Source organism: Enterococcus sp. S86.2 (assembly GCF_059834485.2).
Window position 1 is genome coordinate 204,242 of sequence record NZ_CM206813.1, and the last position, 12,817, is coordinate 217,058.

A 12,817-nucleotide genomic window follows, 5' to 3' on the forward strand; every position below is an offset into this window, starting at 1 on the left:
GGCTTTTCTCTTAAGGGAAATGTGGTAAAATTTGGTGGTTAAAGCTGAGAGAAGAAGGAATTGTTTTTTCAGCTGTAAGTATCAAAGCAACTGAACTTTTAAGTCGAAAGATTTTTTACAGTATTTTATAAAGGAGTTTTTTAAATGGTAAGTAGTGGGATTCAGCGACTATTTTATGTAGTCTGGATGATTATTAAATTAAACTTATATTTTGTGTTGTTTACCTTGATGGGTGGCGTGATTTTTGGTGCAGGCCCAGCTTTTCAAACCATGACGGATTTATTGATGGAACACGGTATTGATTATCAACAAGTCACCTTCAAACGCTTTATGACCCATTGGAAAGCCAATTTTAAACGCAGTAATCTTCATTTTTTGATTTTTGCAGGCATCAGCTTTTTCTTAGGGTACAATTTGTATTTGTCAGCGCAAATTCAAGGCTTGTTATGGCTGGTTATTGATTTTATCTTAGCCTTTGTGTTGTTGTTAATTGCCGTGTTATACCTTTATGTGACCCAATATGAAACCAAGTATGAGATTTCCCATTTCAATTTGTTTAAATTAGCCTTTATCAGTGTCTTTTTAAACTTTGGCGCTTTTTTGAAAGTACTCTTTGGCTTAGTTTCGATCTTTGTTTTGACCTGGTTTTTCAAAGGGTTATTCCTTTTTGCTACGTTTTCGTTAATTGCCGTCTGGAGCGGTTTTGCTACCAAGGATAATCGCTTTATGGTGGCAGGAAAGCTGGCGAGACATGGCTAAATTTTTAGCACGCTTTTACAAAAGAAACTATTTAATGAATCGCTTGATGCAAATTTACAGCCTTCTGTTGGTGGGAGTTATCCTGCTAACGGTGGCTGCTTTGTGCGTTTATACGGCCGATAGCAATTACCGCAAAATGACGAGTGATTTAGCGGGATTGGAAAATCGAATTATGAATTCAGTGGAAGACAACAATGATACGCTGAGTTTTATCTATATGGAATTAGCTGGTTCCAATGCGGCCATTGATAATGTGCGGCAGTATTTGAATTTATCTGCGGCAGATTATTTTGAATACACGCAAGATTCCTGGCAAGCGTATCAGCGGGATACGCGTATTTCAGAGACCATCAATGGTTTTTTTAATGCCTTTAACGACTTGGATCAACTTTATGTCACCTTAGATGGTTCAAAAGACTATTTAATGGCGGATAGTTACAATCATAATGGTCGCAAGCTACAGGGCAAGATGCCTGCAAAAAGCGGCTTTGTGATTACGCGTCCGATTGTAGATCAATATGGTTCTCAAATGGTTGGCGAGATTTCAGCGGTCTTTTCTCGGGCGGCAGTGCTGGGAATGTTGGAAAATTCGATGGTGGAAGATGGCATGGATGCCTATATCTTTGATAATGCGAATAATCCGATGTTTACGACCCACAACCAGCTTAGCAATAAAGCGTATCAAAAGTTGGTATATGCTATTGAAAATAAACAACCTTTGCCTAAAAAGATCACAGATAAATACTATGTCCTACAAAAGAAAACGAGTCGGGATCTTTCGTACGTTTTATTAGCCAGCAAACAGGTCTTGTGGCAAAAAAATCTCCGAACCTTTGCAATTGCTATTTTGGTAGGCAGTGGGTTGGCGGCAATTTTGTTAATCACCTTGAATCGAACCTTTAAGCGTTATTTTCAACAAATTGAAACCATTGTGGGCATCACCCATAGCGTAGCAGAAGGAAACTTGCAAGAGCGCATTGACGTCAATAAAGTCCAAGATGAATTGTACGACTTATCTGAAGCCATCAACTTTATGATCGCAAGTCTGGATCAATATATCCGCGATAATTACGAGTTGGAAATCAAGCAAAGAGATGCCCATATGCAGGCCTTACAGTCACAAATTAATCCTCACTTTTTGTACAATACGCTGGAATATATTCGCATGTACGCTTTAAGTAAGCAGCAAAAGGAATTGGCGGATGTCGTCTATGCTTTTTCTGCACTTTTGCGCAATAACACGACCCAAGAAAAAACAACGACGCTAAAAAAAGAACTTTCTTTTTGTGAGAAATATGTTTATTTGTACCAAATGCGTTACCCAGATCGCGTGGCCTATAATTTTGTTATTGCGCCGGAGTTGGAAAATTTGATTATTCCTAAATTCACAATTCAACCGCTAATTGAAAATTATTTTGTCCACGGAATTGATTATACGAGAAATGACAATGCCATCAGCGTGAAGGCCAATTTTGACGCGGATGTTATCGTGATTTCTATTATTGATAATGGCAAAGGGATGACCCCAGAGCGCTTATCAGAAGTTAGAGACAAGTTGAAACAAACAGAAAATGAAGCGCAAAACTCAATTGGCCTGCATAATGTCTATGCGCGCCTGCAAAATACGTTTGGCGTAGGCTTTAGTATGACAGTAGCTTCCCAATTGGGTAAAGGCACCACTCTGACGATTAAAATCAAAGGAGGGCATAATTTTGTATAAAGTAATGTTAGTTGATGATGAATATATGATTTTAGAAGGCTTAAAACAAATTTTGCCTTGGGGTGATTTGGGTTTTAAAGTCGCAAAAACTGCCCGGACCGGCTTAGAGGCACTGGCTTATTTGAAAAACGAGTCGGTAGATTTGGTCATAAGCGACATTACCATGCCGGAAATGACCGGTATTGCGATGATTGATACTGCTTATAAACGTGGGGATAAGTTTGCAGCAATTTTTTTATCAGGTTATCAAGAATTTGAATATGTTAAAGAAGGTATTCGGCTGGGGGTCAAAGATTATTTGGTAAAGCCGGTGGACCAAGAGGAACTATTAGCCATAGTCAAAAAAATCAAAGAAGAATTAGATGAAGCCGCACATCGCCAAGAACAAGAGCAGCTGGTGTTGGAAAATAGCTTGAGCCGCTGGTTAAACGATGAGTTAAATGAATCGGACTTTTTTGAATTAATGGCCCACTTTCAGACAAATCCAGATGGACCGTTTACCGTGATCAAAATTTTAAGTGATTCCGCTATTTTGTTAGAAATTGCAAAAGAAGCCAAAAAAAGTGGACAGCCCTTGTTGATTGCTGGCGGACCGCAACAACATCAGCAGATTACGTTGATTTTCACCGGGTCATCTGAGAAAGTATTGCCTTTTTTGGCCTATTTAAAAAGACAGTATCCCGGCTTATTGAAAATATTTGTTGGCGAAACCATCAAAGAATGGGAAAATTTATACGAAAGCTATGAAAAAGTCTTGCAGATGGAAGAGTTAAATAATTTTTATCCGGATTTGTTGCCCACATCGCCGGTGGATTTGGCAGATGAATTAGGGAAAGGGGAATTTTCCTTTTTAGCTTTCAATAAATCATTAATGATTGGCGATCAAAAAACCATTCAACAGGAATTGGATGCTATTTTTGACGATGCAGTGGCACGCCAATTGCAGCCAGAAAACGCGCGTTACATTGCTTTTTTACTCTTTACCGATATTTCCCGGCAATATCCAACCGCAACCAAAGATATTTATGAAGCCACAATTGAAAAAATCCGTCATAGCCATACCGTCTACCAGCTTAAAGCGTTGTTAGAAGACGTTTTACAAATGGCAGATCGCCAACCGCTGGAAAAACAATTTTCCGAAATGACACAAAGAGTAATTGAGATCGTACAAAATAATTATCGGCAAGATTTAACTTTAAAGTTAGTTGCCGACGAACTGCATTTAAACGCAGTGTATCTCGGTCAAGTATTTAAAAAAGAAATGCACAATAGTTTTTCCAAATACTTAAATCAAATTCGCATTAAACGCGCGCAACAATTACTGCTGCATAGTAATCTAAATATTAATGAGATCGCAGATGAGATTGGCTATAACAATACCAACTATTTTTCAAAAATGTTTAAAAAGTTAAATGGGATTACACCAAAAGAATTTCGGGAAGCCTATCACGGTGATTATTCTGATTTACAAAGTTAAGTAAAGTCGCAGCAGATGAAAGAAATTGTTTCATTTGCTGCTTGCACCAAGCAAAATAAGGGGGAAAAGAATATGACAACAAAACAATTTCCAAAAGGTTTCTTATGGGGGGCGGCGACTAGTGCACCTCAGACAGAAGGCCATAGTTTAGAAAATGGAAAATCAAAAACAACGTGGGATTATTGGTATGAAACTTCACCAGAAAAATTTAATGATGCCCAAGGCCCAAAAAATACTTCTAATCTATATGAAATGTATGCTGAAGATTGTAAACGGATGCAAGAAATCGGGTTGAATTCTTACCGGACATCGATTGCTTGGGCCCGCTTATTGCCTGATGGGAAAACTGTGAACGAAGAAGCAGTTACATTTTACCGGGACTATTTCAAAAAAATCAAAGAAAATGGGGTGACACCCATTATCAATTTGTTCCACTTTGATATGCCAATGTGGTTAATGGAAAAAGGCGGCTGGGAAGCGCGCGAATCTGTGGCTGCTTTTGCCTTTTATGCTAAAACTGCCTTTGAATTATTTGGTGATTTGGTGACAGATTGGACAACCTTCAACGAACCAATTGTCCATGTGGAGATGGGGTATTTATACGGCTACCACTATCCGGCAATCGTTGATTTCAAAAAAGCTGTTCAAGTCGGGTATCATACGCTTTTGGCTCACGCGGCCGCAGTAAAAGAATTTCGAGCAGTTTTGCCAACCGGAAAAATTGGGATTATTTTAAACATTACGCCAACTTATACCCGCAGCACAGATTATGCAGATCAAAAAGCAGGTGTGGCTTCTGATTTATTAAACACGAAAAGTTTCTTAGATCCAGCAGTTCATGGTAAAGTTCCGCAAGAGCTGATTGATTTATTGGCTGAAAATCAATTAACACCAAAAACCAAAGAACATGACAAAGAACTGCTGCAAAATACGGTTGATTTTATCGGGCTGAATTATTACCATCCTCATCGCGTGAAAGCACCGCAAAATCCTGCCGTACCAGCTAAAATGCCAGAAGATTTATACGAACCTTACGACTGGCCAGAAAAACGAATTAATCCGTATCGCGGTTGGGAAATTTACCCAGAAGCTTTGTATGACGTGGCTATGATGATGAAAAACGAATACAACAATTTGCCGTGGTTTGTCTCTGAAAATGGAATGGGTGTCGCCGACGAAGAACGTTTCATGGATGAAAAGGGCATGATCCAAGATGACTACCGCATTGAATTTATGGTGGAACATTTAAATTATTTGCACAAAGGAATTGAAGCAGGTAGCAACTGCTTTGGCTACCATACCTGGACATTTATCGACTGCTGGTCATGGCTAAACGGCTATCGCAACCGCTACGGTTTTTACCGCGTTGATTTAGAAGATCACTACAAACGCAGCTTGAAAAAAAGCGGCCTGTGGTTTAAAGAAGTCAGTCAAAATAATGGTTACACAGATGCAAGTTCAACTTAATGGTATCTATTTAGTTGAACTGTATGCGAAGCAAAGCGGAGCTTTTGCCTTGTTGCTCATTTTCTAAACGAGCTGCTAAAACATCTTAATGAAAACGAGTTTTAAACAACCTGCTAGCTCGGCAGTAAGAAAAATAGTTTCAATGATAAAGAGCATCATTGCATCTATTTTGCCTTACTGCTCGCTAGCAAACCGGTTGTTTTAAACATCTAGCAAAACGAGTTTTAGCAGCTAGAAAAATCGACAACAAGAAAACAATCGCAAATGACAAAAAGCATCATTCACGTTTGTTTGCCTTGTTGCTCATTTTCTAAACGAGCTGCTAAAACATCTTAAATAGGAGGTAAGGATATTATTATGGTACTTGCGGTTTTTGATATTGGTGGTTCTGCTGTGAAGTATGGAACGTGGAAAGAAAAGGCGTTATCCAACCAAGGAAGTTTTAAAACGCCGGCTACGTTTTCTGAAATGGTAGCAGAAATGAAAGAAGTTATTGCAACAATTGGGGCAATTGACGGGGTGGCAATTAGTTCGCCAGGGGCTGTGAATGTAGCAAAACGCCGAATTGACGGTATTAGCGCAGTGGAATATTTACACAATCGGCCGATTTTTGATCAATTGGAAGCAGCGTTTGGTGTGCCCGTGACAATTGAAAATGATGCCAATTGTGCCGGTATTAGTGAAATTGAATTAGGAGCTGGGACAAAGGCGCAAAATGCAGTATTTGTCGTGATTGGAACCGGGATTGGTGGTTCAATTTTTATTAATCGAAAAATTTATAAGGGCAGTCATTTGTTTGGTGGCGAATTTGGCTTAATGAAACCTTTTGGTAAAAGTATTTTAAGTCCGATTGGTACGGCGGTAAACAAAGCGCGGGAATTTTCTGAAGCGACAAGCCGTCAGGTAGATGGTCGCATGTTGTTTGAATTAGCAGATAATGGGGATGAAATGGCGCAAAACTATCTAGCCCAAATGTATGATGCATTGGCTCTTTCTTTATATGACATGCAAGTTTCTATTGATCCGGAAATTATTATCATTGGCGGCGGTATCTCAGTTAGATCAGACGTGATTGAAAATATTAAAGGGCGTATTTTTGATTTACTAAAAGCAGAAGGCGTTGAAAGTATCATGCCAGAAGTTGTTGCTTGCAAATTTAAAAATGATGCCAATTTAATTGGTGCAGCTGCCAATTTTGAAGTTTTACAAGGCTAAAAAAAGTCCAATCAAGTACATTTAATGACTTGATTGGACTTTTTTTCAGCTGTTTTCTCCGATGATTTCTTCATAAAATTCTTGTAATTCTTGGGCTTTTTCACTCATGCCAAATACGTTTAGTCCAGCGTAAAATTCAGTAAAATCGACTGTTGCCGCTTTTTTTGCATTGCGGGCTTGCAGTAGTTTTTCAAAATAAGTGGCCATCATTTTGGCGTACATGTATTTTGGTTTTTTTGCGACAGTCTGTAAGCCGGATAAAAATTGTACTAAAATGTGATCATTTTTTCGTTGGAAACCAAGGATAATGCCATTAATAAAAAAAGTCGTCATCAGGGAAGTGTAGTAAGGATTGGTGGCATTTTTAGTCAAGGTTTCTTTGGAGCTGTCAAAAAGAGCTAAAATCATTTCATCTGAAAAAGCGAACATTAAATTCATAAACGTCGTCAGCTCAAAGTGTTGCCAAACTTCCACTTTAAATAAATAGTCACAAATTTTAGTAATTTCTGCTTCATATTTTTTAGCGTCAAAGTGATTATTTTTATAAGCTAAAATCGTTTTTGTTTCAAACCACAAAATATAAAAATAGAAATCGTGACTTTCTAAATAAGCTTGCCAAATCTCTGCTTGTAAGCTGGGGGAGAAAGTGCCGGTATAGTATTCTTTGACAAATTGATCGGCCAATCGCCTTTTAGCAGAAATTTCCTGGTCCTCTAAAAGCAGCTGGTATTCCTCGACCCGCAAATTCATCCGGTCTAAATATTGAAACAAAATGCCGCTTGAAAGCTCAGTTCCGCGATTTTCAAAGGAAGAAAGCGTCGTGCGGGAACTAATTCCTTCGCAAAGTTGCTTTTGCGTATAGCCTCTTTCGGTGCGTAATTTTTTGATTAAGTGTGCTTGGTCCATATCTGCTCTCCTGTGACGCATTTTTGTACAAAGATATTATAGCCCGAAAAAAGTGATTATACTAGAGCAGTAAGAAAAAGCGAAATGAATTGTAGCTTAAAAGAGGAGTGACCGCGATGTATCCTAATTCACCATGGGAAGTCGAAGTGTTCTAATTAAAAATGAAAAAGTAGGGTTTTAAATCAGCAATGCAAAAGGGGAATGCAAATAAAGCTGATTCATTTTTTTAGCGGAAATAAAAATAAACGGACTTTTATTTTAGCGTGTCATTTGTGCTGACGGATTGAAGTAAAAGTCAAAATTTCATACATAAGGTTGCAAAATAGTTCGCCGTTTTGTCCATAGCGTCTTGCGCATTTGTCTTTTTTCTATATGAAAAAAGAGTTCAATAATAGCTCCCTTTATTTTGGAGTATTGTCTATATTTATAAAAACAAGCAACTTTAATCTTATGTCAGCATCTGCTTACAACAGGTCGCAAAAAGCCGTCCAATTTTGAAATACACTAGTTTTGGTGCAATTTCAAAAGACGGCTTTTTGCGATTTTTTAAGTTGGAAATAAAGTAGCAGGTGATCTTATTTTAATGCCAACCTCTTATTACCAATAATAGAAAAGCTAAACTATTTAGCAGCACTTAAGGAAAAAGGCAGTTTGTCTGGGGTATGTTCTTTTGGATTTGGAACAATTCCCAGCTTAAAGTCGATATTTCCACCGGCTGCTAATTCCTCATGGGTGAAGAATAATTTTTCTTGTAGATTTTGATTTCGTGTTGTCTCTTGGACAAATAGCTGTTGCGGATGATTTGGTGTAGCGTTAATTGTCAGGGTGTTCCCACTCGATAATTTCAAAGTAGCTTTTTTCACCAGTGGCATACCAATGACGTATTCGCCAGTTCCCGGACTAACAGGATAAAAGCCTAAGGAGTTAAAGATATACCAACCCGCCATGCTGCCGTTATCCTCGTCACCAGGGTAACCATCAACAGCTGCAGTAAAGCATTCTGTCAGCAAGCTCTTAATTAACGGCTGCGCCATTTCTGGTTTGCCAAGATAGCTAAAGAGGTACGGATAATGGAAACTAGGTTGATTGGAAATCGCCAATTGGCCAAACTCAATGGCGGCCATTTCACTCATCTCATGAATTTCAAAACCATAGCCTTTGACATCAAAATCGGGTGCTTGGTTGCAAAGTTCAATTAATTTTTCCATAAAGGCTTTTCTGCCACCCATTTGGTTAATCAATCCTTGGAAATCTTGGTAGACAGCAAAACTACTTTGCCAGGTGCTCCCTTCGGCATAGTCTTTGCCCCAACGAATCGAAGAAAAATCTGCGCGGAAATCACCGTTAGTATCTTTTGCCCGCATAAAGCCAGTTTTTTCATCAAAAATATTTTGGTAATTTAACGCTTGCTGGCTATAATATGTCGCTGTTTTGTCATCGCCTAGAGTTTTGGCCACTTGGCTGATGCAAAAATCGCTATAGGCATAGTCTAATGTATGGTTGACGGATTCGTGATAGTTGCTTGGGACATAGCCGTATTTGAGATAATCTAATGTTCCTTGGCGACCATAATTTGATTTGTCACTTTGAACAGTAGCGCCTTTTTTCATAGCTTCTAAAAGACGCGGCATTAAATCTTTGCGGATACCTTTGACAGCAGCGTCGGCTACGACAGCGTCAATTAAGGTGCCCGGCATTAAGCCCCGCTCGTCTGGTGATAACCATTTTGGTAAAAAGCCGGTTTCTTCATAACTCGTTAAAAAGCCTTCCAGCATCTCTTCGTATTTTTCCTTGGCAACAAGAGAATAAAATGGATAGACCGTTTTATATGTGTCCCAAAATCCGTTGTTGGTGTATAAAATTCCTGGTTTTACGGCTTTATTATACGTATCGTAATGAATTTTTTCGCCATTTTCATTTAGTTCATAAAAAGTTTGTGGGAATAAGAAAATACGATACAAATTGTGATAAAAAGTTTTCGTATGTTCAGAATTTGTATGTTCTACTTGAACGCGGTCAAAATAGTCTTCCCAAGCACTTTGACTGGCGCTACGAAAATCAGCTACGCTCATAGCTTGTTCCCGGGTGCGATTTAAGTCGGCTTGGGAAAAGCTGATAAACGAGGTGCCTAAATGAAGCGTTTGCTTTTTCACGTTACCAAAATCTAACAATACAAAAGTTTTTTCCCCATCTACTTGTTTCAGATTGTGAATTGGGTTTTCAAAATGCAAAGACAGATAAAACGTGAAGTCATCGTCTTCTGCACCAGAAAAATTCACGACACTGACGTGTAATTCATGGTCGCTAATCTGGGTGATCTCTTTTGCGCCAGGCAATGTTAACATTAAGCCATTTTGGTCTTTTTCATAGTTTACTGCCAGAATACCGCCATACATGCTGGGAATTACAGTGGAGGAGATGTTGTAACGTAATTGCCGAATTGAAAGTTCATAAGGGCGGAAAATAGCTTCTTTAGGCCGATAAGAGCTTTGCGCATGGAATAACGAAATATCAGATAATTCACCACTAATTGGCGTAAAAAGAACGTGGGAGAAATCTCCCATCCACGGACTTGGTTGATGCGTAATGCGATAACCTTGGAAGGTGTGATCTTCAGGGTGGAACCACCAGCTGCCATGGGCGTCATTTGTTTGGGCTGCAAAATAGTTCATCCCAAAAGGTACGCCGGTATAAGGCAGGCAGTTTCCATTTGAAAAGCTGTGTTGATTTGCAGTACCGTGGCGTGTGTCGATTGTTTCAATCATGATTTAATCTCCTTTGTTGATTCCCGCACAAATAAAGTGACGGGAATTTTTTGACTGTTTGGTTTTTGACCAGTTTTTATCCAACTTAATAAAGCTTCACCGGCAGTTTCACCGATGGCTTTAAAGTTTTGCGAAATGGTGGTGAGGGGTGGATCAACGAGTGCTGCTGCTTGAATATTATCAAAGCCCACAACGGAAATATCTTGTGGGATGGCTAGACCAGCCTGGCGCAATGTTCGCATGGCTTGAATGGCGGTGATATCATTTTCGCAAACAAAAGCAGTAATTTGATTTTGCTTCACATAGCGTAATAAGTGGTCTTCGCTGGTTGTATCTTCTTCAAAAGAAGTATGAAAATCAATTTGATGTTCCATCAAACTTTGGATATAGCCTAAATAACGTTGGCGCGTCGATTGGGGATGATGACGGTCGCCAAATAAATACGCAATGCGTTTGTGCCCGGCTTTGACAAGATAATCACAGGCTTTTTTGCCCCCGGCTAAGTTATCAGATAAAAAAGAAGGCAAACTTAAATCAGGCACCTCTTTATCTAAAAGTACGATGGGAAAGTCCGCAAAAGATAATTCAAACAATAGATCCAAATGTTGATTTTCATCTTCGGTGTAATAAATCAACCCATCAAACTCGGCTTTAATATCTTGGGGAGTGTGAGTATTTAAAAAGTCATAAGTGGCAATCATCAATTCATGCTGTGCATGTTGCATCACAGGTAAAACACTGCCAGATAAGTTTCCAATGGCGACATCGTCGGTAAAAGGCAATAAAATCAATACGCGATTTGTCGCAGCCGTAGTTTTTAATTTACCCGTTACAAAACTACCCTTGCCGCGAGTACGTTCAATCAAGCCTTTTTGTTCCAATTCATTTAGTGCCCGCTTTGAAGTGATGCGGCTAACGCTGTATTTTTCAGAAAGTTCTTTTTCAGTGGGTAATTGATCGCCGGCAGCTAATAAGCCACTGGTAATATCGGCTTGTAAGTCCCGTAATATTTTTAAATATAAAGGTTCCATTTTTTTCTCCTTCAATTGGTATATCATATACAGTAGTTTATCACATATTTTGCTGCTGTAAATAAATAAAAAAACTTTTTTGAAAGCGTAGACATCTAGGTTAAAGTGCTATATAATCAAACAAGAATTAAAGATATATCATTTAGCGGAGGCGACGAGGGAAATGACTTATAAAGATATACCAAAATCAGTACAACAATTTATGGATGATATTACAGCAAAATGCGGGAGTGAACATGCCGACTGGGCAGAAAACTTTAACGCAGCTTTTGCCAATACTTTATTAACAACAGTAAAACGTCACGAAGACGGCACGACTTTTCTATTAACAGGTGATATTCCAGCCATGTGGTTGCGGGATTCAACCGCCCAAGTACGCCCGTATCTTGTCGTTGCCAAAGAAGACGAAGATTTAGCGGCGATGATTTCTGGCTTAGTCAAAAAACAATTTTACTATATTAATATCGATCCTTATGCCAATGCTTTTAACGAAGAAGCAAATGGTGCCGGTCATCAAAGTGATCACACAGAAATGAACCCGTGGATTTGGGAGCGAAAATATGAAATCGATTCCTTATGCTATCCAGTCCAATTGGCTTACTTGCTTTATAAAAACACTGGGCGAACTGATCAATTTAACGAAGATTTCATTACAGGGGTTAAAAAGATTTTGACCGTCTTTACTACCGAGCAAAACCATAGCGCATCACCTTATACTTTTGTCCGGGATACCGATCGCTTAGAAGATACGTTAGTCCGTGAGGGTAAAGGGGCAGAAGTTGTGCCAACTGGGATGACCTGGTCTGGTTTTCGCCCAAGTGACGATGCATGTAAATATGGCTACTTGGTACCGTCCAACATGTTTGCCGTCGTTATTTTAGGTTATTTAGAAGAGATTTTTAGTAACGTTTTAAAAGATGAAGAGATTGTAGCGAACGCTCACCGATTGAAAGTCGAAATCGAAGCAGGTATTAAAGAACACGGGCGTACAACTAATAAGGCAGGAGAAACGATTTTTGCCTATGAAGTTGACGGCAAAGGCAATGGGACAATTCAAGATGACAGCAATGTGCCTAACTTAATTTCAGCGCCTTATCTAGGCTATGGCAAGATGGATGACACCCAATATTTGGCAACCCGCAAAACCTTATTAAGCAAAGAAAATCCTTATTTTTACGAAGGTAAATTTGCTAAAGGTATCGGCTCTTCCCACACACCAGAAAATTATGTTTGGCCGATTGCGATGGCAATGGAAGGGATGACAACGGCTGATAAAAAAGAAAAAGAGCGCATTTTAAATCAATTGGTGGCAACAGATGCGGGAACGCATTTAATGCACGAAGGGTTTGATGTGGATGATCCCAACCAATATACAAGAGAGTGGTTTTCTTGGGCTAACATGATGTTTTGTGAGTTGGTTATGGACTACTTTGATATTCAAGTGAAAAAATAATAACAGCTTGGGGCAAGTTATAAT

9 protein-coding genes are annotated in these 12,817 nt (G+C 39.0%); 6 read left to right on the forward strand and 3 right to left on the reverse strand.

The window, feature by feature from the left end; genetic code table 11:
• Window positions 1-144 precede the first annotated feature (144 nt).
• The 5 genes from AC6R0T_RS00895 to AC6R0T_RS00915 all read left to right on the forward strand — a co-directional run bounded on the left by AC6R0T_RS00895 (window position 145) and on the right by AC6R0T_RS00915 (window position 6,638).
• Window positions 145-759, forward strand: coding sequence for a YesL family protein (locus AC6R0T_RS00895; protein ID WP_303753607.1), 615 nt, complete (start codon window positions 145-147; stop codon window positions 757-759).
• Entirely contained in the window at window positions 752-2,479 is a 1,728-nt protein-coding gene (locus AC6R0T_RS00900) for a sensor histidine kinase (protein ID WP_303753606.1), read from the forward strand. Before AC6R0T_RS00895 ends, AC6R0T_RS00900 begins: the two co-directional genes overlap by 8 nt.
• The gene (locus AC6R0T_RS00905) at window positions 2,472-3,956 is read left to right on the forward strand and encodes a response regulator transcription factor (protein WP_303753605.1); all 1,485 of its coding nucleotides are present in this window, start codon (window positions 2,472-2,474) and stop codon (window positions 3,954-3,956) included. Before AC6R0T_RS00900 ends, AC6R0T_RS00905 begins: the two co-directional genes overlap by 8 nt.
• 72 nt (window positions 3,957-4,028) lie before the next feature.
• Window positions 4,029-5,423 (forward strand): glycoside hydrolase family 1 protein, encoded by a 1,395-nt coding sequence (locus AC6R0T_RS00910; protein ID WP_303753604.1) that lies wholly within the window; start codon window positions 4,029-4,031, stop codon window positions 5,421-5,423.
• Between the two features lie 357 nt (window positions 5,424-5,780).
• Window positions 5,781-6,638, forward strand: a complete 858-nt coding sequence (locus AC6R0T_RS00915) for an ROK family protein (RefSeq protein ID WP_303753603.1) — start codon at window positions 5,781-5,783, stop codon at window positions 6,636-6,638.
• A gap of 45 nt (window positions 6,639-6,683) precedes the next feature.
• On the opposite strand, the gene AC6R0T_RS00920 is transcribed toward AC6R0T_RS00915, so the two are convergent.
• The 3 genes from AC6R0T_RS00920 to AC6R0T_RS00930 all read right to left on the reverse strand — a co-directional run bounded on the left by AC6R0T_RS00920 (window position 6,684) and on the right by AC6R0T_RS00930 (window position 11,340).
• The gene (locus tag AC6R0T_RS00920) at window positions 6,684-7,544 is read right to left on the reverse strand and encodes a helix-turn-helix domain-containing protein (RefSeq protein WP_303753602.1); all 861 of its coding nucleotides are present in this window, start codon (window positions 7,542-7,544) and stop codon (window positions 6,684-6,686) included.
• 620 nt (window positions 7,545-8,164) lie between these two features.
• Window positions 8,165-10,309, reverse strand: coding sequence for a GH92 family glycosyl hydrolase (locus AC6R0T_RS00925; RefSeq protein ID WP_268990994.1), 2,145 nt, complete (start codon window positions 10,307-10,309; stop codon window positions 8,165-8,167).
• A complete protein-coding gene (locus AC6R0T_RS00930) occupies window positions 10,306-11,340 on the reverse strand; it encodes a GntR family transcriptional regulator (protein WP_206902638.1) in 1,035 nt (344 codons plus the stop codon). Before AC6R0T_RS00930 ends, AC6R0T_RS00925 begins: the two co-directional genes overlap by 4 nt.
• A gap of 163 nt (window positions 11,341-11,503) precedes the next feature.
• Here AC6R0T_RS00930 and AC6R0T_RS00935 point away from each other — a divergent pair, with 163 nt between their 5' ends.
• Entirely contained in the window at window positions 11,504-12,793 is a 1,290-nt protein-coding gene (locus AC6R0T_RS00935; RefSeq protein WP_303753601.1) for a glycoside hydrolase family 125 protein, read from the forward strand.
• Window positions 12,794-12,817 lie beyond the last annotated feature (24 nt).